Below are 23,100 nucleotides of genomic sequence, written 5' to 3'. Positions count from 1 at the left end.
GACCTATTTCAGCGGCGTGACCGATTTGAACGAACGCATCTGGCTGGGCGGTTACCCGGCTGTTGCAGGATGTCCTGAATCAAAGTAGAAGAATGGCAGCCTTTTCAGCCTGGCGAAACAAATCTCCTATCGGTGAATGGTGTGTCAGTTGAAGTTTCACATTGGGCAGACCTATTGCATGCAACCACTGCAGAAGTGCTCGCCACATACACTCAGGATTTCTATGCTGGCAGACCCGCCCTCACAGGGAGTTCAGCCGCTTGTTAAAGCCGACCCAGATGTGGAAGCCGGGTTACGTACAGGAGAGGATGGCGCTTCAACGCTTGTGTTGATCAATCATGCCAACCGTTCTAGGCAAGTTAATCTACTTGGCAAGCGTGGACGTTCTTTGCTCGACGATCGTTTTGTTACAAACAACCTGACACTGGATCCGTATGGTGTACTGGTGTTGGAATTAGAACAATAATCAGCCGAACGCTTGCGAAACCTACCAGCAACTCATTACCGAGACACGCCATGAACCTCCATGAAAAAGTAGTTGCACACTTCAGAAATCGGTTCGGATATGAGCCTGCATATATCGTTCGGGCGCCGGGGCGCGTGAATCTTTTAGGCGAACATGTGGATTACAACGACGGATTCGTCCTCCCCATCGCCATTGACCGCACTACGTGGCTTGCCTTCTCCCCCAGTCAAACGCCTCAAACCACGCTCGTGGCTATGGACTTGTCCGAAGAGGTTTCTTTTTCGCTTCAGACTATATCTTCCAAGTCTGATACACACGGCAAACCGTTACCGATGTGGGCGCTTTACCCTGCAAGCATCATGTGGACATTGAATGACGCTCACTAAATACACCCCACTCAATGGCGTATACACTTCCGATGTGCCTCAAGGCTCCGGCGAGTTCGTCCGCTTCTGTGGAAAATGGCGTTCGTACTCGTGGCAAACCTGGGTGACTGGTCTCCCACAATGGAGCGTGCCCTACTAGGTCAAAAGCAGAAAATCAATACGTGGGCGTCAACTGCGGGATCATGGATCAATTCGCGAGCACTTAGGGAAGAGAAAACCGACTGCTCTTGCTTGATTGCCGCTTGTTGGAATGGCGCACGTTACCCCTCCCTAAAAACACTGCCATCGTCATAGCGGATACAACAAAGCGCCGCACATTGACATCCGGGGAATATAACAGCCGTCGCGCAGATTGCGAAGAAGCCGTTCGTTTATTGAAAAAGTTTGTACCAGATATCAAATCCTTGCGGGATGTGAATCTGGAGATCTTTAATCAATTTTCTTCTCACTTGCCAGAACAGGTTTATAAACGTGCCCGCCATGTTGTAGAAGAAATCGAACGGACACAACTTGCCATTCCCTTTTTGGAAAATGGCGATATCGAGCAATTTGGCAGTTTGCTCAACGAATGTCATGCCAGCCTGCGCGACTTGTATGAAGTGTCCATCTCTGAATTGGATGTGATGGTACAGGTGGCGCAATCCCTGCCGGGCTGTTACGGCGCACGGCTCACAGGTGCAGGTTTTGGCGGCTGTACTAAACCTGGTCAGTATAGAGAAGGCTGAGGTTTTTGCAAACCAACTCTCGGCTGGGTATGAAGCGAAACAGGTCTGCATCCTGAAATTTGCGTATGCCAATCATCACGAAGGCGCTACGCTCATCTGAAAATCACGATGTTATTCGTTGTTTGGCAGAAACTTGCTCTAATGTACACCCCTGCCCTTGTGGTTATTTTGGAGATTCTCAAAAACCCTGTACCTGCGCCCCAGCCGTCGTCACTAAATACCAAAAACGCATCTCCGGTCCATTGCTTGACCGCATTGACATCCACATCAAGTCCGCGGTGGACTACGAAAAACTCAGCGGAAATAAACTCGGTGAAACCAGCGAAACCATCCGCAAGCGCGTGCAAATCGCAAGAAACATTCAAAATCAACGCTTCGCCAATTCCACCGACATTGTTTGCAACGCAGACATGCGCATCGGGGAGGTAAGGCAATTTTGTCAACTCCAGCCCGAAGGTCAGAGCTTGATGCGGGCGGCAATGAGTCAACTCAACTTGTCGGCAAGAGCCTATCACCGCATTTGTTTGATCTGCAACGAACGCAAGCGCCATGTGCCCACAATTCCATACGGAATGAAGAGCACAAACAACACATAGATCGCGCCATTGATGAAACTGGCACTTTCGCCAATGTAACGCCGCAGACCGTAATCCAGCAGCCGGTAGACCAGTGCGCCCACAAACGCTCCGTTGAGCGTCCCTACACCGCCGATCAAAACGATCAGCAAGGCAGTAACGGTGAAGCCCATGCCTGCCACATTTGGGCTAACAATGGGTTGATACAAGGTATGGAAGAAGCCTGCCAACGCCGCTGTAAAAGATGAAAGCAAAAGCGCGGCAAATTTGAAGTAGAAGGTGTTGTATCCCAACATGCGGGCACGTCCTTCGTTCTCGCGGATGGCAACACAAACTCGTCCTGTTGGGGAGGTGACAAAGCGTTGATAGACCAGATACACCAACACCATCACTGCCAGCATCACAAAATAAAAACGCAAGCGTTCATTTGCCGGGCTGATGAACGCCGGAACGATGACGCCCTGCAAGCCAACGTCCGCGCCGGTGTAGGGACCAAATTCACTGGACATGACAAGGATGTGAAAGACCGAGCCAAGCCCCAGGGTCACCAATGCAAAGGTAATCCCCTTCACGCGCGGCAACACCAATGCAAAGAGAATCGCTTGCACCACGGCAGCGACAAGCACCAAGCCAAAGGTGGGCAATAACGGCAAGCCAAAACTTTTGATGGCAATGCCCGTCGTGTATGCGCCCACACCATAAAATAGCGAATGTCCAAAAGACAACATGCCTGTGATGCCAAAGATCAAGTCAAAACTGATGGCGTAAATGGCAAGGATGAAGATCTCAATGGCTAGACCCTGAATGAACTTGGATTGTCCGCTGCCATTGACGAAGACCGTGGCAGGCGATGCACTATCGAACAAGCCAACGATGAAGGGCATCAAGATCAAAAGGAGCAAAGGTAATGAGCGCGCCGCGATAGGAAGAGAAGAATGTTTTCATGGCTTGTTTTATTCCTTTTTACCGAGCAAGCCGTTTGGTAGGATGAGCAACACAATCACCATCAACATTACCGTGGAAGCAGGCACGAGCGGCGGTGTGGGTTTGAAGATGATCTCGGTGAATGGAATGGCAATGCCGATCTGCCCGTATTTGATGATGAATTGCTGGATCATGCCGACGATGACCGAACCTAGCGCAGCGCCGGGATAGCTTGTCAACCCGCCAATGGCGAGAGCGATGAGTGCATTGAGAAGGAGACTCTCCCCCATCACATTTGAAAGCCCGGTAGACGGCGCACCCAACACACCACCTAATGCAGCCAACCCAACACCCAAAGCGAAAACCATCGTAAAAACACGGCGGACGTTAATGCCGAGCGCTTCCACCATCTGGCTATCCTGCACGCCTGCACGGATGATCATACCGAGACGGGTACGCTGCAAAAGGATCCAGATCGAGATCAACACCACCAAGCCGACCAACGGAATGAAAATCTCGTTATACACGCGCACACGTCCATCAAAGAGCAAGATCGTTGAGCAGTGATTTGCCCACCAATCGGCAAAGTTCGTAGCAGGGCAAGCTTCACCGCCGCCATTGAAGAAAGCAGGTTTGGGCATCACAAATTCAGGGCGTCCCCAAATCGCGCGCACCATTTCAATGCCGATGGCGCTCATGCCGAGCGTGAGCATCAATTGATAGATCGGGCGGCTGTACAACGGACGAATGAGCGTGGCTTCCATGAGACCGCCGAGGGCAACTCCGCTTAGCGTGGCGACCAGCACCGCAATAAAGAAGAGCCAATTGGAATTCAAGCTATACAAATATGCACTGAGTTGGTCATTGAAGATCAAACCAACCAAAGCAACAACCAACGTAATCGTGATGCTGACAAAATTCTTCCAACTTAAGCGAACAGTGCGCGGAGTGTTATCAAACAACGAAATGCCAAACGCGCCAAGGATGCTGGCAAACAGCAAACCGATCACTGCGAGCGGCATGGGAATTTCAGTGAAAGCGGCGGGCTGCACTGGCAGGCGCGCGCCCGAGTCAGCCATGAAGGCAAAGGTGACGGGGCTTTGCCCATAGTTGCCCACATCCCAGATGGCGATGGGATAACGAGGGAGGATAAAGCCGAAGAGGAGAATTGAGACGAGGATCAAAGCCCAGGGAAGAATCCGCCTCATGCTTAAGCCGAGCCTGATTCGGTTAGCGAGAAGCGGGTACACATCCCCAAGTGCAAAGCCCGAAACGATCAACGCCAGCGGAGTCAGCATATCCACAAAGGTATCCGGGCGGACGACAACTGTCCAGCCGAGGTAGGCACCGATCATGAAGAGCGTGCCATGTGCGAGGTTGAGCACGTCGAGCAGACCGAAGATGAGCGAGAAGCCCGAAGCGACGAGAAAGGTGATCGAGCCGACGGCAAGACCACGCAGAAGCGTGATGACGAAATCTTGTTTTTCCATGCCTTGTGCGGCGGCAGTGAGGAAGGCAGCCATGATGAGGACAGCCACGAGTATGACGATATTTTTACGAAGGAAGGAGTTCATGTTATGCGGCTCCCAGAAAACGGTGAATGGCGGCTTTATCGGCGGCGAGGTCTTTCATCTTACCATCCTGCACCGAGCGACCTTCTTCGATAATGACATAGTATTCAGCCAGTTGACTCGCCACAAGGAAATTTTGCTCCACGAGAATGACAGTTGAGTCTTTGGATAGTTCGCGGATGGCAGCCATCATGGATTCGATGATGACCGGCGCAAGCCCTTCACTGGGTTCGTCGATGAGTAGCAGTTGGTTATCGGGCACGAGTGCGCGCGCGATGGCAAGCATTTGCTGTTGCCCACCGGAAAGACTCGTACCCGGCAAGGCGATAAGACGTTTGAGGTCGGGGAAAAGATCGAAAATGAAATCTCTCTTGCGGAGGTAATCTCCCTTTTTGCGTTCGGCAATTTTCAGATTCTCTTCCACACTCAAATCACGGAAGATGGCGCGATGTTCCGGTACGAAGCCGATGCCCATGCTGGCGATGTCGAAGGAACGCAGCCCGTTCACTTCCTGCCCATTGAAAATGACTTTGCCTTCGCGCGGTGGTGTTAATCCCAAAATGGATTTGAGTGTGGTGGTCTTGCCCGCGCCGTTGCGCCCCAACAATGCAACGATGGAGCCTTTCGGCACGCGCACATTCACACCCTGCAAGATGTGATACTGCCCGATAAAGGTATGGATGTTCTGTACGTCGAGGATATATTCCATTTGACCTCAGCCTCTTACACATTCAGTTCGTACAACCCGCCCAAGTACGCGGTTTGTACTTCCTTGTTTGCTGCGATCTCGGCGGGAGTTCCTTCGGCAAGGACTTTGCCCTGATGCATGACCGTGATCTGATCGGAAACGCTCATGACCACGTTCATGTTGTGTTCCACGAGCATGACGGTTTTGTTGCCCGCTTTTTGTATGTCTTGAATGAGCGCGATCAATTCAGGGACTTGCTCCGACGCCATGCCTGCGGTGGGTTCATCGAGCAGCAACACTTCAGGGTCGGGCGCGAGGATCATGCCGAGTTCCAATTTGCGTTGGTCGCCGTGCGGGAGAGTCTTTGCAAAGGTGTGGACGCGGTCTTTCAAGCCAACTTTTTCGATGACGTCCAACGTCCGCGCTTCGTAGGATTTGAAACGAGAAGCGGCTGCCAAAATTTGAAATTATCCCGCCCTAACGCTTGGGCGGCGAGACGAATGTTTTCAAAGACAGTGAGATTGGGGAAGATGTTCGTGATCTGGAAGGATCGCCCGATGCCATAGTGAATCGTTTTATGAACGGGTTGATGGGTGATGTCCCGTCCTTTGAAGATGACCTTGCCGCTGGTGGGTTCGATATTTCCGCTAAGCAAATTAAAAAATGTGGTCTTGCCAGCCCCATTGGGACCAATAATGGCATGTAATGAGTTCTTGCGGACTTTGATGCTCACACTATCCACAGCCACGAGCGCGCCGAATTGTTTGGTCAGGTCTTGGGTTTCGAAAATGATCTCGGGTTCCATAAAGCCTTCCAGATGTGACGATTGACGATGGACCATGGACGATGGTTTAAGATCCATCGTCCATGGTCTGTCGTCCGTGGTCGAAATTGAGTGACTGAAATTCTTGCGAATCCCAGTCACTCATTGTAGTACGGAATTACTGTCCGCTCAGATTGCCGTAAGGCAGACCACCGCAGCGATCCTTCAGAGCTTCGGGGAGCAAGCAGGGGGGTTCGGGGCGGGAGGTGTCTACATATTCGTAGAAAGCGGCTTCGGGGTCGGTCACGTTGACGAGCTTGAGGATGTACATATCCTGAATGGCAACATGATCTTCAGGGCGGATGTAGATGGTGCCCTTGGGTCCTTCGAATTCCATGCCTTCCATGGCAGTCTTGAGTGCTTCACCACTCACATCGCCGTTGGTAGCTTTGATGGCTTCCACAGCGAAGATGGCGGCGTTCATGCCATCGGCATCGAAGAGGTCGGGGTTCACACCATAGCGAGCCTTGGTGTTTTCCACCAGCCAGGCGTTGATGTCATTCTGCGGGGCGCTGTAGTGATACAGAATGCCCGCGGTGGTGCCAACCGCATTCGCGAAGAAGGTCGGCATGAGGACGTTATCGATGAAGGTCGCACCGAGCGCCATCGATTCGGTCACGCCTTGATCCTTGGCAGCCTGCACCAAAGAGACGAAGCCGGAACCAGCCCAGGTCACAATGTAGGCTTCTGCGCCGGAGTTGGCGATCTGTTCCATGTACGGGGTGAAGTCGGTGGTGTCGAGCGGGGCGAAGATATCGTCAGCGACGAATTCAGCACCTTCGAGGGTACAAGCATCGCGGAAGGCAGCGGCGGAACCCTGTCCAAAGGCATAGTCAGGCGCGATCTGGACGAAGGTCTTGTACTGCTGGGTCAGCGCGATACATTCGTTCATCGCATCCTGATAGTTGTTGCGGCTGGTGCGGAAGGTGAATTCGTTGAAGTTCACGCCGGTGATGTCATTCGCCGCGGCAGGAGCCACAATGAGCGGGATGCCGCTTTCGAGGGCAATGCCCTGCAGGGTGGCAGTCGCGCCGGAAGAGACGGTGCCCACGAGGATGTTCACGCCTTCCACGTCGATCAACTCGCGCGCAACAGTGGCAGTGTTCTCAGCATTGCTGCCATCATCGCGAACGAAGACCTGAATTTCGCAATCATCGATCTTGAAGGTGTTTTCCTGAGTCTGGGTGAAGTCGAACTTCTCACCAGCAGAGCCGGGAGCGCCAGTGGCATATTCCATGCCAAGCATGAAGGAGCGCAAAATATGAGCGCCGTAGATGGCGAGCGCACCGGAAGCATCGGTAATGAGACCGACTTTGATCGGCTCGGCACAAGTCAAGCCAGCAACAGGTTCTTCCGTGGCAGCAGGAGCCTCGGTTGCGACTTCTTCAGTCGCGGGGGCTTCGGTTGCTTCAACGGGAACTTCCGTCGCAGCGGGGGCGCAAGCAGCCAAGACGAGCGACAGGGCTACAAGCAAGAAAGCGAGCGTGCGTAAAACTTTCATTTTATTCTTCTCCTTTGAATTATGGTTCGATTATCAACACAAGAGAACGCCTCTTATGCTGCAAAATCCGTGATCGCGTACGAGGCGGCTTCCGCAATTTCAATGGGGAAGAAATGCCCCGCATCGGGGAAAATCAATACAGTGCTGCCCGCAATTTTTTTCGAAAGCAAATCCGCGTTCGCGGGGGGCACCACTTTGTCGTGTGCGCCGAACAAGATCAAGGTCGGGACGTTGAGGCGCGGCAGTTTATTTTCAAAGGCGGCGGCTTCGGGCATCAACCCCAACCCGATCGCCATCTGCGCTTGATAATGAACCGGCTCGATCGGGTTCGCCACCCTCCACTGAATCCACTCTGCGATCATGTCCGGATTCTTTTCAGACCAGCCCGGAGCTGTACTGACTGCCAGCCCATTCTTGAAACGAGTGAGCGCATCGCTGGTCACATCTGTGAGGACTTTCATCGCCTCTGGCGTGACCGGGACATGGTTCGGTCCCCCAAAGTTGGTCGAACACAGGATGAGTTTTTCTACTCTCTGCGGAAAATCCAACGCGATGGCTTGAGCAATGAACCCGCCCATCGAATGACCGGCGATAATTGCCTTGTCGATCTTCAGCGCATCCAACAATCCAACCGTATCCTGTGCAAGCATCTCCGCCGTGTATGGACCCGCAGGCTTATCGCTCTGCCCGACTCCGCGATTATCAAAAGTAATGACCTGAAATTTCTCCGCCAACAGCGGACCCATCTTGTGCCACTGCCAACTCGGATACCCAAGACCAGAGATCAACACGAGCGGTTTGCCCGCGCCGTGAATTTCGTAGTAAAGTTCGATGTTGTTAGTTTTAATTTTCGGCATGAAATTCTCCGTTCAACGAAAGAAGTAAGAAGAAAGAAACCAAATTCTTTCGTCTTTTTTCTTTCATCACTTTATAAACTTCGCCTTCAGTTCTGCCTTGATCACTTTTCCATATGGTGAATACGGCAGCGACTCAACAAACTCAACCCGCTTGGGAATTTTGTATTTCGCCAAACGTCCCGCGCAAAATTGCAGCAACTCGTCTGTGTTGGCGGTTTGGCCCTGCTTGCACGCCACGATCATCACACCCACCTCGCCCCATTTTTCATCCGGCTGACCGATCAACGCTGCATCCACAACGGCAGGATGCTCGCGGAAGAGCGCTTCCACCTCGGCGGCATAGACATTCTCGCCGCCGCTGATGATCATGTCTTTGAAACGACCTTCGATGTAAAAATAACCTTGTTCATCCATGCGCGCCATGTCGCCCGTGTGGAACCAGCCGTCTTTGAGCGATTCTTTTGTAGCGGCTTCGTTGTTCCAGTAACCCATACAAACATGGTCACCTTTGATGATGAGTTCCCCCGTCGAACCGACAGGGACATCGCTATTTTTTTCATCCACCAAGCGCATGTCGCTGTGAAAGATGGGCTTCCCTACCGAGCCAAGTTTCCGCAACGCATCTTCATCGGTCATCGAGAAGCAGTTCACGCCCACTTCGGTCAGACCGTAACCTTGGCGCATGACGATGCCTTTCTTCTCGCTCCATGCCTGAATAAACGCGGGCGGGCATGGCGCGCCACCGCTGATAAAGAAACGCACATGACTGAAATCTGCCTTTTCAAATTGCGGTGAATTCATCCACACCTGGAAGAGAGTCGGCACACCGAGAATGACCGTGCATTTTTCTTCCACGATCAACTTCAGCGAAGCATCAGGGTCGAAGGTGCGTCCGAGTAACAGTTTGCCGCCAATATAAAAAAGAGGCACCAGAAAAACGAACAAGCCCCCCGAATGGAACATGGGGGTCAGGATCGGGGAAATATCTTTTTCATTCAAGCCCCACGAGACAATGGTGTTGATGGAATTCCACACCACCTGTCTGTGCGGGAGGACTGCGCCCTTGGGGCGTCCCGTTGTGCCTGAGGTGTAAAGGATGCAAACAGGGTCATCGCCTGAAATATCAAGCTGCTTCGGCTCTTGCGCCGAAGCTTGGTCTATTAACGTTTCATACGCTTTGACTGAAGTGAAGGCGCCTTCTAGCGAAATGAGATGCTCCACTTTGATGGAGTCTTTCATCTCGTTGTAGACTGAAGCGAATTCAGGGCCGACGATCAACACTTTGGGCTGACAGTCATTGACGATGTAGGTCAACTCACGTGAGGTCAGCCGCCAATTCAACGGCGCAAGGATCGCGCCGAGCTTGCCCAAACCGAATAACAAGTCCACATAGGCAACGCTGTTGTGCGCCAGAATGGACACACGATCGCCTTTTCCGACGCCGTATTTCTCACGCAAGAAATTCGCGGCACGATTGGCACGCTGATTCAATTCCGCATAGGTGTAATGGACTCCGCTCGCGAGTTCGATCATGGCTTCGCGGTCTGGGAGTCAGCAGTGCTCGTTTGGTCAGGATGTCGGCAGAATTCATGGTGAAGGTGTCAGGTTCCAGGTGTCAAGTGTCAGGTTAAGTGCTGAGAGAGAAAATCACGTGTCAAGTACCAATAGCTTGACACGTGATACTTGAAACTTTATTTACGTCCCAACCACAATCCCGCCATCCACGCGCAGGACTTCGCCTGTAATAAATGAAGCATCATCCGAAGCGAGGAAGAGATAGGCGTTGGCAATATCGCGCGGTTCGCCCAAACGTCCGAGCGGAGTGTGGGACTTCATACCGTCCAAGACCTTTTCTGGCATGGCAGTCACCATTTCGGTGGCGGTGAAGCCAGGAGCCACAGCGTTGACGCGGATGTTGAACTTGCCGAGTTCACGCGCCCAGACTTTGGTCATACCGATCACGCCGAATTTGGTTGCGACGTAGTTGGTCTGACCAAAATTACCATCGAGACCCACAACTGAGGAAGCATTGAGAATTACGCCGCCGCCCTGCTTTGCCATTATGGGAGCAACGGCTTGAGCGCAATTGAACACGCCTTTCAAGTTGACCGAAATAACGAGGTCAAAATCAGGCTCAGACATCTGCCCAACCAAATTGCCTTCCTTCACCTTGACCAACTGTCCATCGCGCAAAACACCGGCATTGCTTACGATCACATCGATGCGACCATACTTGGCAACTACATCGTCCACCCACTTTTGAACGTCTTCGCGGCTGGTCACGTTAACCTTGTAAAAGGACGCACCTTCACCAAGAAGCTTGAGCGTTTCCTGCCCAACGGCTTCGTTCACATCACAAATGACAACTTTCGCGCCTTCTTCGGCAAAGCGCAGGGCAGTAGCTTTACCAATACCTGCCGCGCCGCCTGTAACGAGTACTACTTTATCTTTCATGCGCATGGTGAATTACCTCTTGTTATTTATGTTTATGAAACTTGCTTCGCCAAAAATCCCAAAATGGCAGAGTTGAATTCCTGTGGTCGTTCCCAGCAGGAGGCGTGACCCGCTCCCTGCAACATGTGCATCTCTGCATGTGGAATGCCTGCTTTCAAGATCGCCGCGTACGTTGGACCTTTCAATATATCCAGCGAGCCGACAATGATGCAGGTTGGGCATTTGAGTTCACCCAGTTGCGCGGTAAAGTTCACGTCCAGAAAACATTCGCACAAGCGAACGACGGCTGGATAGTCGAGCAGGGCGTAACGTCCTTTTGCGTCTGCGAGCAAGCCAGGGTTGGCAGCAATGAATGCGGGCGAGAAGTTCCACGGGACGGTGGCATTGAAAAAGGCGTTGGCATCTGCCGCTCGAGCAGAGTCAAGCCACCCGTCGACGATGATGCGTGTTTCGGCGCCCACTTCACTCACGGTGTCGGCAAGGATCAGGCTGAGAGTCCGCTCGGGATATTTCAATCCAAATGCCTGCGCCACTTCGCCACCGTAGGAGATGCCTGCGATATGTGCTTTGTCAATGTTCAAAGTGGTAAGCAATGCCGCGAGATCATCCGCGTGCATTTCCATGCTGTACTTACCAACAGGATGCTCCGACTGTCCCTGTCCACGACAGTCATATTGCAGGATGCGGTAATGTTGCGCTAACGCCTTGGTCTGAAACGCCCAACTGGTGGTTGCGTTCATGATGATGCCATTGTTGAGAACCAACAGAGGGGCAGCCTCGGAACCGTGGAGTTCGTAGTAGAGTTCAACGCCGTTAGCATGGACTTTAGGCATAGTCAGAACATCCTGTAGTTACGCTAGGTTAACGTATTGTTGTTACACGCCAGTTACAAAGCTTTGAAGGCTAAATAGGTCTTTTTTGTTTCGCCTTCTCCAAATTCGACAAAGTCCACGCTCAAAGGTGTACCGACCTTGATCTCAGCCGGTTTGGACATATCCAAACCTGTGATGCGGGCACTGATGAAGGTGCCTTCTTCCAGCTCGACAATTCCCGACACATAAGGATTCTTTTTGTCGAAGCCCTGCTCCACCATGAAGGTCGGTCCGCTGTAGATGATGGTGAAGCCTGCCAACTTGCCTTTGCCGCTGGCTTCCACCCATTCCATCTCTTCGCTGTGGCACTTCGGGCAGATCGCGCGCGGAGGGGCATACACACCGCCGCACTTTGAGCATTTCACGGTCATCAACTTATGCTCGGCAAGATATTGATTGAACGCCGCCGCAGTGAACGGGCGGATTGTTGTTACTTCTGCCATGATTAATTCCTCCGCTCAAACACGTGGACGGTGCAAGTGGAACCGGTCGCGCCGACATTGTGAGTCAATGCCAGTGAGACATCGCCATCAACCTGACGCGCCTCTGCCTGCCCCCGCATCTGCTTGAACACTTCAACAGCTTGTGCCACGCCGGAAGCGCCGACGGGATGTCCCTTTGCTTTCAAGCCGCCCGAGGTATTGATGGGCTTCGCGCCGTTACGGGCGGTCATGCCATCTTCGGCAGCTTTGAAGCCTTCACCCGGAGCAAAGAAACCGAGGTCTTCGCTGGCGATCACTTCAGCAATAGTGAAGCAATCATGCACTTCTGCAATGCGGATGTCTTTCGCACTCACGCCAGCCATTTCATAAGCATTTGCCGCCGCAGTCTTTGCAGCAGGGATGCTGGTCAGTGATGGGCGGTCATGCAAAGCTGAGCCTGAAGCCTGTGCCGTGCCGATGATTCGAATAGGATGGTCGGTGAATTGATGCGCGATCTCTTCCGCCACAAGCAGGACTGCTGCCGCACCGTCAGAGACAGGTGAGCAATCGAACAGGCGCAGCGGGTACGCAATCGTCGGGTTGCCTGATTCGTCGTGGAGAAAATCCCAGATGTTCGCCCAAGTTGGGGCGGGCTTCCCCTTTTTGAGCGCAGCCGCGACGCGTCCTTCCATCCAGGTTTGAATGGTCATACCAAATTGCGCGTTCGGGTTGAGCGCGGCATTGTCATGATTCTTGATCGCCACGTTCATGAGATGCTCAGACTTCATTCCATACTGAGCCATATACGCGGACGCCATCGCGGCATAGAAGCCAGGGAAGGTAAAGCCCGCGGGAATTTCAAAGGGAACATCGGCAGCAGTTGCCAACGCTTCGGTGACAGCCGCTGTGCTGAGCGCGGTCATCTTCTCCGCGCCGCCGACGAGAACAACATCTGCCATGCCTGAGGCGATAGCCATCACGCCCTGGCGCAAGGCAACGCCGCCCGAGGCACACGCATCTTCGACACGTGTGGCGGGGATGGGCAGCAAGCCAACCGAGTCTGCGAGGATAGGCGCGAGATGCGCCTGATGCTCGAACTGGTCGCTGGAAAAATTACCAACGTACATGGCTTCAATGATCGCTGGATCAAAACCCTTATCCACCGATTTGGTCATTGCCTTGTAAGACTCAACGAACAGATCACGCGAGTTCTTTTCAGCAAAGGCACCAAACTTCGACATCCCCGCACCAACCATGGCTACCCCGCGAGGAAGGGATTTCACTTTAGGCATTACGCCTCCTTATCCTAACCATTATTTAGTAGGGGTGACCCGCCCGGCATTATGCAAATGACTTGGTCAACCATGAAGGGTCACCCCTATCTTTTTATTTCAACACTTTCCCAAACGCCTTCATAAATTCTTCGGGCTTCTCCACGTAGGGAGTGTGCCCCGTGTCAGCGATGACGACTTCTTCGAATGAGCCGCCTTGAGCTGTATACTTTTCGAGCAGGCTGCGGGTCTGACCGACCATCGGCTGGGGAGGATAGACTTCCTCACCGGGCCAGCCGGGGACGTAGCCCAACTTGCCGAGCGTGCCGAAATCGAAGAAGGAACTGTCCGAGACGATCATGTCCGAGTCGCCGCGCGCCCACAGGATGAAGGGCTTGCTCGCCGCGCCGACGAAGTTCTTGACGCTGTCGCCAACGTACTTGGGCGAAAGCGCATTGATCGGACCAAACTTGCCGGCGCGACATTGGGCCAATTGCCAGAAGGGGACGAAATCGCCCGGGTATTTCTGGTCACCAATCTTTTCGGTCATGAGTGAGGAGAGCAGGTCTTCTTCACGGGCAGGGACGAAAGGCGGCTTCCAATAGAAACCATTCATCACCACACGCGGAGAGGCTTGCGGGTTATCGGAAGAACGGTCACCAGCGGCGATCAACTTGGGGAACTCGGGATTAACCACGCCGCCACCGGAACCGGCGAAATCGTCGTAGCAAGGTGTGCCATCCAAATCTTTCGAACCGCCAAAGCCGTAGATCGAGCCGGGGTTGACGACGGTTCCGCTCCACACACGTCCGTTCAGTGAGCCGACCAAGCCGAACACAATCGTCCCACCCATTGAGTGACCAACCACATGAGTCTTTTCGATCTTGAGCGCATCGAGCAATGCGGCGATGTCATCGATCCAATCGCCCATGCCGCGCGTGGCATCGATCAATTTATCTTCGGTGTCGCCATAACCGCGCAGGTCGGGCGCAATGCCGCGGAAGCCCGCAGGCAGTTTGAGCATGATCTCTTCCCAATACGAAGCGGAAGACGCATTCCCATGCACGAACAAAACAGGCGTGCCATTCTCAGGTCCGCTGAAAAGGACGTGCTGTTTCAAGCGGGAGGTATCAACAACCTTGGATGTGATACCGGGTAAAGTTGGGACTGTTGCCATATTAATCTCCTTTGGTATAGTGGTCGCGCAATTCGCGCTTGAGTATTTTCCCTGCAGCAGAAATGGGCAGGGCTTCCATGAAACTCACAGACTTGGGAACTTTATATTTGGCTAATCGTTCGGTCATAAATTTCAGTAGCTCATCCTCCGTCGCGCTTTGATTGGGTTTCAACACAACACAAGCCTTGCCAACCTCGCCCCACTTCGAGTCAGGCAAGCCGATCACAGCACACATATGCACAGATGGGTGCTGGTACAACACCTTTTCAATTTCAGCGGGATACACATTCTCGCCGCCGCTAATGAACATATCCTTCTTGCGATCGACGATATAGAAATAACCTTCTTCATCATATTGCGCGACATCGCCCGTGTGGAAATATCCACGTTCGTCAACGGCGGCTTTTGTCGCTTCTGGATTGTTGAAATAGCCGGAGCTATACGATGGACCTTTGAGGATCAACTCCCCCGCCTCATTCGGACCGAGGAACTGATTCTGCTCATCGACGATTTTTGCGTCGACGAAGAAGTTTGGTCGCCCAATGGAGCCAGCCTTGCGGATGGCGTCTTCGGGCGCGAGCGCAAAAATGCCAGGACCGAACTCAGTCATGCCGAAGCCCTGCTTGAATCGGATATTCTTTTCCCTTGTATATTTCTCCACCAGCGGAACAGGCAACGGCGCGCCACCCGAGGTGCAGAAACGCAAAGCAGATAAATCTGCCGTTTCCCAATTTGGCGCAGTGGTCAGCATTTGGTACATGGTCGGCACAGCGGCAAAGATGGTGACCTTCTCTCGTTCGAGTAGATTCAAAACCTGCGCAGGGTCAAAGGCGCGAATGAGAATCGTTGTCCCGCCGAAGATGACTTGCGGCAGGGTGTAGACAAAGAGTCCGCCCGTGTGGAACATGGGGAAGACGTTGAGATACACATCGTTATGCGTCACATCGTGAATGACGGTGTTGAGCGTATTCCACGCGATCATGCGGTGCGAAACCTGCGCGGCTTTGGGAAGTCCCGTCGTGCCGCCGGTGAAGATCAAGGCGGCGGTATCTTCCGCTTCGAGGTCCTCGCAAGTCACGGCGGAGTCAGAGGCGGATTGGAGAGTAGATTCAAAATGAAGGGATGAGGGAAGTCCATCACCATCCAAATGGAGAATTGGTAATTGGTAATTGGTAATTAGATTTGCGACACCTTCTTTGAAGTCATCCGAAAAAATGAGAATCTTGGGATTGGTGTATTGGAAGATCTCAAGCAGTTCACGCCAGTGCGAACGCCAGTTGAGCGCGGTGTGGACGGCGCCGATCTTGGAACATGCAAAGAAGAGGTCGAGGTGTTCATATCCGTCTTTTGCAAGGATGGCAACCCGATCTCCTTTGCCAATGCCTTGCGATTTCAGCCAGTTGGCAAGTTTATTGGCACGCCGATTCGCATCACGGAAAGTTAATCGCCATTCGGGAGATTTGCCCGCGTCGATGAACGCGAGTTTGTCGGGAGAGTACAGTTCGCGCCGAGCAAGATAGTCACCAATGTACATGTTCACTCCATGCAAAACAAAAGAAGAAAGATGAAAGAAATTTAAATCTTTCTTCTTTATATTACTTCGCCGTCCACTTCCATACGGATGACGCCATCGTAATGCCGCCGCCGCTGGCACAGAAGAGGATCACGTCGCCTGACTTGGGTCCTTTGCCTTGAGCAATCGAGTCATCAAGTGCCATCACTACGCAAGGAGAGCCGGTGTAGCCCCATTTGTCCATGACCCAGTGCGCTTTCTCTAGCGGCTGTTTGAGCAAGTCCATCATGAATTCGATGGTGCGGAGGTTGAGTTGGGTGAAGTAGTAATGATTTACATCATCGAACTTCAAACCGGCTTTGTCTAGCGCGCCTTGCATGAGCTTGGGCCAGTATTCGGTGTTGAAGGTCTTGGGGAATTTCTTGACGAACTCCACTTTGGGTCCGCCGAATTGCGCCATGTTTTCGGGTGTGCAGGGACGATACGTTCCGCCGGTGTAAATTCCCAGCGCGTCGTGAAAGGAACCAACTGCCAATAAATTCGAGCCAAGGAAGCCTTGCTCTTCGCCCACTCCTAAAACGACAGCCCCCGCCCCATCAGCGAAAAGGTTGGCAGTCTTCTTATCCTTGAAATCGAGGAAGCGGCTCATGCCGTATCCGCCCGCGACCAAAATATATTTCATCTGCGGTTCGGTCATCAGGTATTTTGCGCCCTGGTCGAGAGCCGTCACCCAACCCGCACAAGCAGAGTTGATGTCGTAACAGCCAGCCTTCTCCGCGCCGAGTTTATTCTGCACCACAATGGATGTGCTGGGCGAAAGGTAATCGGGGGTATCTGTCGAGACGATGATGAGGTCGAGGTCGGCAGCGGTGATGCCAGCGCGTTCGAGCGCTTTCTTCGACGCTTCGACGATGAGGTCTGAGGTCACTTGCTCGGGAGCCATCCAACGGCGTTCTTTGATGCCGACGTTGGCTTCCAGCCACTCACTGGTAGATTCGCCCATCATGGCGTCCACTTCGGCATTGGTGACTACTCGCTCAGGGACATAACTTCCCGTGCTTAGAATTTGTATGTTGCGCATAAAACCTTCCGATGTGAGAAAAATTGGGATTAGAGATTAGTAACCGAAGATTCTGAAGTGGATGAAGGTTGAATTTCGTCCAACTTTACAAAACGATGCATAAACTCCGTCACTTCGCACCAATGGTTGAAATTGATCTCTTCCGCGGTTTGAATATGACGGATCGTGCCGTGATACGCCAACTTGTGAGCGGGGGTTTCTTCCAGCACAAAGCGGATGATGAAGGAGGAAATCAACGGTGCAGGATCGGCTTCCATCGCATATAAGATAACTGAAGGTGGTAACAGGCGGGTTACAAACAAAAAAATACCGCGAGGGTCTCTCGCGGTACAGATTACGAACGAATGTATTTCTTGTATAAATCCTGCGTCTCTTGCGAAGGCGAAACATCGAGCTCTTCCTTTAATATCTGTAAGCAGCGCTGGTAGGTGCGGGCAAGCTGACCGCGATCTCCCAAGGCGTTATACGCCTGCATTAAATGACGATACGCCCGCTCCCAACAATTATCGCGGGCAAGGATGCGCTGACTGAGGTCTATAGCCTCATTGAAACGGTTGGATTCCAGATACAACTCGCAGAGCTTATCTGCCGATTCGAGGAAGAGAGTTACTAGCCGTTCACGTTCTTCCGCCGCCCACGGCTCATACAATGAATCAGGCAGGTAATCGCCGCGATACAAATTTACCGCCTCTTGCAATTGCTCCAAAGAGCGCGAGGTGGGTTTGAGTCCTTCACGGGTAAGGCGGGTGAAATGGTCAGAATCCAGCCAGAGGTCGGCATGGAGGCGCAGGGTGTAGGTCGTCCCATCACGGACGATAAAGGCAGAGTCACTGCCTGCATCCCTGTCTGGTTCGAGCACTTGATAAAGCGTATTCAAGGTGATCTTGAAATTGCGTTGCGCCGTAGCAGGGTCGGCTTCAGGCCAGAGGTGTTCGTAAATTTGGTCGCGGTCGAGCGGAGATTGTCGATAGGTAAGCAACAATTGAAACAGCTGGCGTGACTTCTCACGCCGCCAGCCATTGGATGGAATGACCTCGCTTCCACGCTTGACCTGAAAGCTGCCCAGCGTTTCGATGCTGAGTCGAAACCCGGGGTGGGCACTGATCTCACGCAAGCCAAGGATATTCAGCAGGCGGTCTACATAGCTGCTCTCCCAGCCAAATTGACGCGCATGCAAAAGAAGGGGCACAAACATACGCTCATCAACAGTTCCAAGCAGGGTCGGACGGGTGAATAAAAAGTAGTAGCCGTTTTGTTGGCAAACCGCAAGCACATCGGGCAGGGTCTGCGCAACAAAATCAAGTTTCTTTTGTTTGAAATGCCCATACGCCAGCCACAAACGCGCCGCACTGCGACCGAACGAGTCACTGCATTCTTCAAAGCCGCGCACTGCACGATTCAACCAGACTTCCGCGGCTTCGTAACGAGCGGCAAGCATTAGACTCGCCCCCATCGAAAGACGAGTGAGCGAAGCAACCCATTCATCACCCGCTTCAACGGCAACGTCGATGGCTTCCTGGGCATAACGTTGTGCACGCTGCAAGTCGCCGCGATAGCCATACGTGCGACACAAGCCCCAATTGGCTTCGACCGATAGGCGCGGAACTTCGAGGTTCTTGCTAACGGAAATAGTCGTCTCAAATGCTGCTATGGCATGGGCCAGGTTATCCTCATTGGCAGATTGAATGAGATTGAAGGCATGTCCCTGGCGCATGTGCCCTACTGCAGTGACATAAGGAGATTTCAATTTATCACCGCGTTGGATGCCTTCCAAGGCAGATTGATACGCATGTTTACTCATGCCCATTAACGAATAAATAAGGGAGAGCAATAATTTCGTCTCGCGGTGCGCGCGCGGAGTTTGAACCGGTTCGCGATTCTCGGCTTCGGCGAGTTCTTCCAATCCCCTTCTGGCTTCTTCAAGGCGACCCGTGCGCAGCAATACGCGAAACCATAACTGATCATTGGATGGACCTTCGGCTTGTAATTCATCGGCTCGTTGACGCAGACGATCCGCTTCCTCGACGTGCCCGGAGTTGAGCTTGTTTTCTGCAAGCAATTCAAACAACCGGACCTGTGCCTCGCGATCTTCGAAACCGTCGCTCAAACGAATGGCTTCTTCAAGTAATTTTTCGGCTTGCGAAGGGTTGACCGTATCAAGGTACACACGGGCTTGTCCACGCAGGGCGCGAGCAATGCCATCCTGCTGTCCGCGTTGACGCCAGGTGACTTCAGCCTGCTTATACCAGCCTTGCGCTTCATCAAAACGGCTGTGCATACGTGCCAGCTCACCGAGCGTGAACATCAACGTGGGGTGTTGTTGAAGGGAAAGACTTGGGAGGGAGTCAATGTAACTCGCCAGCGTATCCAGGCGCCCCGTAGAAAGAAGCGTGGCGGCATAGGTATCGAGCAGGTCGGCAACATCATCCCAGGCTTTGGCTTCGATCAGGTGATAGATCGCATCCTCCGGGTTATTACGAGAGATGAAGTATGCGGCGGCATCGCGATGCCATTTTGTGCGCGTCTCAGTCGGTGATTGCTGGCGCAGGAAGTTATGAAAGATGTGATGATAGCGAAGTGAGCTTACGGCAGTCTCTGCGACAAAGAGATCCTGCCGGCGAAGATACGCCAGCATAGACTGTGAATCGCCTGCCGGGTACCCCGAAGCATTTCGCAACGCGTCGCAGACTTCGGGATTCAGTTCGCGCAAAATGGAAGTGATGAGCAGAAACTCGCGCACATCGGCGGGCTGGCGCTCAAAGACTTCATGGGCAAGCATATCGAAAAGAGTTTCGAGCGAGTCGGTTTGCCAGCGCAATGGAAATTCAAGGGTCAGCGGAGATTGCGAGCGAATGCTTTGCCAGATGAGCTGCAAGCCGATCGCCCAGCCTTCTGTATATTCAAGAAGCGAGTCGAGTTCTTCACTGGTGAGTTCGAGTCCGTAGCGCGTGCCGAAGAGAGAGCCGATCTCGTTCTTAGTAAAGGTCAGGGTGGTTTGATCGAGGATCAGCGCCTCACCTTTTGCACGCCAGCGTGTGAGGTTGGGCAGGGTGATGGTGGGACGTCCCGCCAATAAAATGTGAAAGTCTACGGGAGCCAACCCGATCAGCCGATCTAGAATGTGAGGCATTTCGCCGGTGTCGGTGAGCAGATGCGCATCGTCGAGGATGAACAATGTCGGCGGGATGGATGATTCTGCAATAGCATTGATGATCTGATCAACAAGACCGCGCCACGGGAGTGGACCCTGGGCGCCATCCCATGCTTCTAAAAACGCCGAAGGCAAGGTGGCAACTTGTGGCAACGTATGTTGTATCGCATGACACAGTTGCAGCAGGAAAACCAATGGATCGTTATCTTCCTCGTTGGCTTGATACCAGATGACAGGTTGATGATCGGCTGCCAGCTCCGCAAGCGCTGTGCTTTTACCGTAGCCCGCCTCTGCCTGCAAAATAGTGAAACGATAGTCCAACGCCTGCTTCAAGGTTTGAATCACTCGAGGGCGAGATAGCGTACGGGTGTTGCGCGGCGGAGGGATCAACTTTGTGCGAAGGATGTGGGAAAGGTGCATATTGCGTACAGTGTATCGCAAATTCATTTTTTTTGTTATTGTATTAGCAGGAATACAAGTCGATTGTATACACCCCTGTCCCTGCGGCTATCATGGCAACTCTCAAAAACACGTCTCTGGCATAATGCATTACCCTATCGACCCCGCAGAGATATTCAAAAATTAGGCTTCGTTAACTCCACCTACAACAAGAATAAGATACACAGACAAACACTAAAAATGAATTGGAAGTATTTTTGTTTTAGCTTAAACTTTTAGATGTGCGATTATCTTTGAAACTTATCTTTAGGAATATCATGTGTCACTCGGTGCACATTAATAGATTAGCAAACACCCCTGTGAAAGGAGTGTTTGCTTTTTTATTTATGCTTTCAACGCATCTTTTGCTGCAGAGATGACCTCTTCATAATTTGGTTCATCTCCAAGTGCAGGGAGGTAATTGACATAGGTCAATTTTCCATCTCGCCCAACGATGAAGACGGAGCGGCGCAAGTAGCGGCGTTCTTTGATGAGAATGCCGTATTTTTCGCCGAACTCAGCTTCGAGTACATCCGAAACAACCTTGACCTTCTCCACACCTGTCGCACCGCACCAGCGTTTCTGTGCCATGGGGAAATCGCAGCTGACGGTGTAGATGATAATGTCATCGCTTAACTTGGCAGCTTCTTCATTGAAACGACGGGTTTCACGATCGCAAACATCCGTATCCAACGAAGGAACTGCCGAAAGGATGATGACTTTGCCTTTGATCCCTGAAGCGGATTAACCTTTGCCCATCCTGCGATCACTGAAGTGAACTCAGGCGCGGCATCACCCACTTTGACTTCATCACCGATCAGGGTGACAAAGTTATCTCCGATCTTGAAAACATCATTACGAATGGTTGCCATTTTATTTCTCTCCTGTATATTCTCTCAACTTTATTTACCCGCAATCCCAACTATGGATTTTCCACAGAAGACATCGAAGGTTTCCAATGTGCCTTCTTCGCCAAATCCGCTCAAGCCCCAGGCGGGACGCGGCGCGTCGACATTTAATTCGAGCAGACTCACACCATTGACCTTGACTCCACCCGTGTTCATTTGACGTGCCACCTGCATGGCATGGTCTTCATCTTTCGAGAAGACGTAACCGCCGAGTCCATAGGGAGTTTGATTGGCAAGCTTCACGGCTTCTTCGTCGGTCTTGAAAGAGTGGACTGTGGCGACGGGTCCGAAGATTTCTTCGAGCGTCTCTTCGGGCGCGACCCCGTGATCAGCGTGGGAGAAAGATAGTAGCCCGCCGAATCAGGCGTCGGGGCGGTGTGATGCGTTTGTCCGCCTTTGGCTTTGAGCGCGTTGACCGCATCCACAATGCGACCGTGATGGGCAGAGTTGGCGAGCGGTCCGAGTTGAGATTCCATCGAGAGCGCGTCGCCCACTTTGACTTGCTTGAATTTATCCAGCGCGGCTTTGACGACTTGATCCTGAATCGATTCGTGAACGATGAGGCGACCGAGCGCGCGGCACCACTGACCGTTGAGAGTGGTCATGCCCGCGACGATGCCATCGGCGACTTTATCAATATCGGCGTCTTGCAGAACGACCATGGCATTATTGCCGCCGAGTTCGAGTTGTAGGGATTTGAAATCGGATGCGCAGGCTGCGGCGACAGCGCGTCCGCCATGCAAACCACCCGTGAACGAAACGGCACGCACCCGTTTATCGCTGACAAGTTTCGCACCAACATCACCGCCGCCGTTGACGATCTGAAAGAGACCTTTGGGCAAACCCGCGGCTTCGAGACCATCCACAAGGAAGAGACAGGAATACGGCGCCCACTCGGTGGGCTTAAGAATGACGGGGCAACCCGCGGCGAGCGCGTTGGCAACTTTATGCGCGGCGAGCGCGGCGGGAGAATTCCACGGCACGATGGCAACCGCAACACCAAGCGGCTTGCGGAGAACTTCCACATCGCCATGCGGACCAGGGACTTTGTTGACAGCGTACCCACTGCGGAGCACGCCCGCGGCGGCTTTGAAGGCAAGCCAGACAATGGCGTTGACGAAACTGGTGGTACTAAAGACAATGCCCGTGTTGTATGACTCAACCGCGGCGATCATGGGAGTGAGTCCCATCAGGTGATTGGCGGCGTTGTCGAGAATGTCGGCGCGTTTTTCGGGAGCGGTGTTCGCCCATTCGCCTGACTCATGCAAACGCTTTGCCACCTGTAAAGCGCGTTCGA

General features: G+C 52.7%; 24 protein-coding genes and 2 pseudogenes. 4 read left to right on the top strand and 22 right to left on the bottom strand.

Annotation, left to right across the window (positions count from 1 at the left end):
* Positions 1–223 precede the first annotated feature (223 nt).
* The 4 genes and pseudogenes from IPG80_RS14165 to IPG80_RS14150 all read left to right on the top strand — a co-directional run bounded on the left by IPG80_RS14165 (position 224) and on the right by IPG80_RS14150 (position 1,577).
* Positions 224–466: a Beta-galactosidase C-terminal domain gene (locus tag IPG80_RS14165; RefSeq protein ID WP_345107933.1), complete on the top strand. Its 243-nt coding sequence runs from the start codon at positions 224–226 to the stop codon at positions 464–466.
* A 50-nt stretch (positions 467–516) separates the two neighbouring features.
* A pseudogene (locus IPG80_RS14160) lies at positions 517–681 on the top strand (galactokinase family protein); the annotation flags it as partial.
* Between the two features lie 157 nt (positions 682–838).
* Positions 839–991 (top strand): hypothetical protein, encoded by a 153-nt coding sequence (locus IPG80_RS14155; RefSeq protein ID WP_345107931.1) that lies wholly within the window; start codon positions 839–841, stop codon positions 989–991.
* 88 nt (positions 992–1,079) lie between these two features.
* Entirely contained in the window at positions 1,080–1,577 is a 498-nt protein-coding gene (locus IPG80_RS14150) for a hypothetical protein (protein ID WP_345107929.1), read from the top strand.
* A gap of 92 nt (positions 1,578–1,669) precedes the next feature.
* Here the strand turns inward: IPG80_RS14150 and IPG80_RS14145 are convergent, their stop codons facing one another.
* The 22 genes and pseudogenes from IPG80_RS14145 to IPG80_RS14040 all read right to left on the bottom strand — a co-directional run.
* The gene (locus IPG80_RS14145) at positions 1,670–2,128 is read right to left on the bottom strand and encodes a hypothetical protein (protein WP_345107928.1); all 459 of its coding nucleotides are present in this window, start codon (positions 2,126–2,128) and stop codon (positions 1,670–1,672) included.
* The gene (locus IPG80_RS14140) at positions 2,089–3,036 is read right to left on the bottom strand and encodes a branched-chain amino acid ABC transporter permease (RefSeq protein ID WP_345107927.1); all 948 of its coding nucleotides are present in this window, start codon (positions 3,034–3,036) and stop codon (positions 2,089–2,091) included. The genes IPG80_RS14145 and IPG80_RS14140 overlap by 40 nt, the downstream gene beginning before the upstream one ends.
* 69 nt (positions 3,037–3,105) lie before the next feature.
* A complete protein-coding gene (locus IPG80_RS14135; protein WP_345107926.1) occupies positions 3,106–4,650 on the bottom strand; it encodes a hypothetical protein in 1,545 nt (514 codons plus the stop codon).
* A gap of 1 nt (position 4,651) precedes the next feature.
* On the bottom strand, positions 4,652–5,356 hold the full coding sequence (locus IPG80_RS14130; RefSeq protein ID WP_345107925.1) for an ABC transporter ATP-binding protein: 705 nt from the start codon (positions 5,354–5,356) through the stop codon (positions 4,652–4,654).
* Positions 5,357–5,370: 14 nt separating this feature from the next.
* Positions 5,371–5,793 carry an ATP-binding cassette domain-containing protein gene (locus IPG80_RS14125; RefSeq protein ID WP_345107924.1) on the bottom strand — a complete coding sequence of 141 codons (423 nt, stop codon included), beginning with the start codon at positions 5,791–5,793 and terminating at the stop codon, positions 5,371–5,373.
* On the bottom strand, positions 5,724–6,140 hold the full coding sequence (locus IPG80_RS14120) for an ATP-binding cassette domain-containing protein (RefSeq protein WP_345107923.1): 417 nt from the start codon (positions 6,138–6,140) through the stop codon (positions 5,724–5,726). Before IPG80_RS14120 ends, IPG80_RS14125 begins: the two co-directional genes overlap by 70 nt.
* A gap of 136 nt (positions 6,141–6,276) precedes the next feature.
* Complete coding sequence (locus tag IPG80_RS14115) at positions 6,277–7,659, bottom strand: substrate-binding domain-containing protein (RefSeq protein WP_345107922.1); 1,383 nt, start codon at positions 7,657–7,659, stop codon at positions 6,277–6,279.
* A 53-nt stretch (positions 7,660–7,712) separates the two neighbouring features.
* Positions 7,713–8,516, bottom strand: coding sequence for an alpha/beta fold hydrolase (locus IPG80_RS14110; protein WP_345107921.1), 804 nt, complete (start codon positions 8,514–8,516; stop codon positions 7,713–7,715).
* 66 nt (positions 8,517–8,582) lie between these two features.
* Positions 8,583–10,052, bottom strand: a pseudogene (locus IPG80_RS14105) (long-chain fatty acid--CoA ligase); the annotation flags it as partial.
* A gap of 159 nt (positions 10,053–10,211) precedes the next feature.
* Positions 10,212–10,976 carry a beta-ketoacyl-ACP reductase gene (locus IPG80_RS14100; protein WP_345107920.1) on the bottom strand — a complete coding sequence of 255 codons (765 nt, stop codon included), beginning with the start codon at positions 10,974–10,976 and terminating at the stop codon, positions 10,212–10,214.
* A 26-nt stretch (positions 10,977–11,002) separates the two neighbouring features.
* A complete protein-coding gene (locus tag IPG80_RS14095) occupies positions 11,003–11,803 on the bottom strand; it encodes an alpha/beta fold hydrolase (RefSeq protein ID WP_345107919.1) in 801 nt (266 codons plus the stop codon).
* Between the two features lie 53 nt (positions 11,804–11,856).
* On the bottom strand, positions 11,857–12,285 hold the full coding sequence (locus IPG80_RS14090) for a Zn-ribbon domain-containing OB-fold protein (protein WP_345107917.1): 429 nt from the start codon (positions 12,283–12,285) through the stop codon (positions 11,857–11,859).
* A gap of 2 nt (positions 12,286–12,287) precedes the next feature.
* Positions 12,288–13,556 (bottom strand): beta-ketoacyl synthase N-terminal-like domain-containing protein, encoded by a 1,269-nt coding sequence (locus IPG80_RS14085; protein WP_345107916.1) that lies wholly within the window; start codon positions 13,554–13,556, stop codon positions 12,288–12,290.
* A 94-nt stretch (positions 13,557–13,650) separates the two neighbouring features.
* Positions 13,651–14,712, bottom strand: a complete 1,062-nt coding sequence (locus tag IPG80_RS14080; RefSeq protein WP_345107914.1) for an alpha/beta hydrolase — start codon at positions 14,710–14,712, stop codon at positions 13,651–13,653.
* A 1-nt stretch (position 14,713) separates the two neighbouring features.
* A complete protein-coding gene (locus IPG80_RS14075) occupies positions 14,714–16,246 on the bottom strand; it encodes a long-chain fatty acid--CoA ligase (RefSeq protein WP_345107912.1) in 1,533 nt (510 codons plus the stop codon).
* Positions 16,247–16,307: 61 nt separating this feature from the next.
* Positions 16,308–17,306, bottom strand: a complete 999-nt coding sequence (locus IPG80_RS14070; protein WP_345107910.1) for a ketoacyl-ACP synthase III — start codon at positions 17,304–17,306, stop codon at positions 16,308–16,310.
* Positions 17,307–17,335: 29 nt separating this feature from the next.
* Positions 17,336–17,563, bottom strand: a complete 228-nt coding sequence (locus IPG80_RS14065; RefSeq protein ID WP_345107908.1) for a hypothetical protein — start codon at positions 17,561–17,563, stop codon at positions 17,336–17,338.
* A gap of 77 nt (positions 17,564–17,640) precedes the next feature.
* Complete coding sequence (locus IPG80_RS14060) at positions 17,641–20,904, bottom strand: BTAD domain-containing putative transcriptional regulator (protein ID WP_345107906.1); 3,264 nt, start codon at positions 20,902–20,904, stop codon at positions 17,641–17,643.
* Positions 20,905–21,240: 336 nt separating this feature from the next.
* The gene (locus IPG80_RS14055) at positions 21,241–21,588 is read right to left on the bottom strand and encodes a redoxin family protein (protein WP_345107904.1); all 348 of its coding nucleotides are present in this window, start codon (positions 21,586–21,588) and stop codon (positions 21,241–21,243) included.
* The gene (locus tag IPG80_RS14050) at positions 21,528–21,767 is read right to left on the bottom strand and encodes a hypothetical protein (RefSeq protein ID WP_345107902.1); all 240 of its coding nucleotides are present in this window, start codon (positions 21,765–21,767) and stop codon (positions 21,528–21,530) included. Before IPG80_RS14050 ends, IPG80_RS14055 begins: the two co-directional genes overlap by 61 nt.
* A 30-nt stretch (positions 21,768–21,797) precedes the next feature.
* A complete protein-coding gene (locus IPG80_RS14045; protein ID WP_345107900.1) occupies positions 21,798–22,046 on the bottom strand; it encodes an aldehyde dehydrogenase family protein in 249 nt (82 codons plus the stop codon).
* Positions 22,043–23,100: aldehyde dehydrogenase family protein (locus IPG80_RS14040; RefSeq protein ID WP_345107898.1), on the bottom strand; the 1,058-nt coding region annotated here is incomplete at its 5' end. The genes IPG80_RS14040 and IPG80_RS14045, both read right to left, overlap by 4 nt.

Origin of the sequence: Candidatus Villigracilis vicinus, assembly GCF_016702885.1 — a bacterium.
GTDB classification, from domain to species: domain Bacteria; phylum Chloroflexota; class Anaerolineae; order Anaerolineales; family Villigracilaceae; genus Villigracilis; species Villigracilis vicinus.
This window is presented reverse-complemented; position numbering and strand designations above follow the sequence as displayed.

Coding starts and splice junctions, on each gene's coding strand:
- IPG80_RS14165 (WP_345107933.1), top strand. CDS start 224: ATGCTGGCAGACCCGCCCTCACAGGGAGTTCAGCCGCTTGTTAAAGCC.
- IPG80_RS14155 (WP_345107931.1), top strand. CDS start 839: ATGACGCTCACTAAATACACCCCACTCAATGGCGTATACACTTCCGAT.
- IPG80_RS14145 (WP_345107928.1), bottom strand. CDS start 2,128: ATGGCGCTTGCGTTCGTTGCAGATCAAACAAATGCGGTGATAGGCTCT.
- IPG80_RS14140 (WP_345107927.1), bottom strand. CDS start 3,036: ATGCCCTTCATCGTTGGCTTGTTCGATAGTGCATCGCCTGCCACGGTC.
- IPG80_RS14135 (WP_345107926.1), bottom strand. CDS start 4,650: ATGAACTCCTTCCTTCGTAAAAATATCGTCATACTCGTGGCTGTCCTC.
- IPG80_RS14130 (WP_345107925.1), bottom strand. CDS start 5,356: ATGGAATATATCCTCGACGTACAGAACATCCATACCTTTATCGGGCAG.
- IPG80_RS14120 (WP_345107923.1), bottom strand. CDS start 6,140: ATGGAACCCGAGATCATTTTCGAAACCCAAGACCTGACCAAACAATTC.
- IPG80_RS14115 (WP_345107922.1), bottom strand. CDS start 7,659: ATGAAAGTTTTACGCACGCTCGCTTTCTTGCTTGTAGCCCTGTCGCTC.
- IPG80_RS14110 (WP_345107921.1), bottom strand. CDS start 8,516: ATGCCGAAAATTAAAACTAACAACATCGAACTTTACTACGAAATTCAC.
- IPG80_RS14100 (WP_345107920.1), bottom strand. CDS start 10,976: ATGCGCATGAAAGATAAAGTAGTACTCGTTACAGGCGGCGCGGCAGGT.
- IPG80_RS14095 (WP_345107919.1), bottom strand. CDS start 11,803: ATGCCTAAAGTCCATGCTAACGGCGTTGAACTCTACTACGAACTCCAC.
- IPG80_RS14090 (WP_345107917.1), bottom strand. CDS start 12,285: ATGGCAGAAGTAACAACAATCCGCCCGTTCACTGCGGCGGCGTTCAAT.
- IPG80_RS14085 (WP_345107916.1), bottom strand. CDS start 13,556: ATGCCTAAAGTGAAATCCCTTCCTCGCGGGGTAGCCATGGTTGGTGCG.
- IPG80_RS14080 (WP_345107914.1), bottom strand. CDS start 14,712: ATGGCAACAGTCCCAACTTTACCCGGTATCACATCCAAGGTTGTTGAT.
- IPG80_RS14075 (WP_345107912.1), bottom strand. CDS start 16,246: ATGTACATTGGTGACTATCTTGCTCGGCGCGAACTGTACTCTCCCGAC.
- IPG80_RS14070 (WP_345107910.1), bottom strand. CDS start 17,306: ATGCGCAACATACAAATTCTAAGCACGGGAAGTTATGTCCCTGAGCGA.
- IPG80_RS14065 (WP_345107908.1), bottom strand. CDS start 17,563: ATGGAAGCCGATCCTGCACCGTTGATTTCCTCCTTCATCATCCGCTTT.
- IPG80_RS14060 (WP_345107906.1), bottom strand. CDS start 20,904: ATGAATTTGCGATACACTGTACGCAATATGCACCTTTCCCACATCCTT.
- IPG80_RS14050 (WP_345107902.1), bottom strand. CDS start 21,767: ATGGCAACCATTCGTAATGATGTTTTCAAGATCGGAGATAACTTTGTC.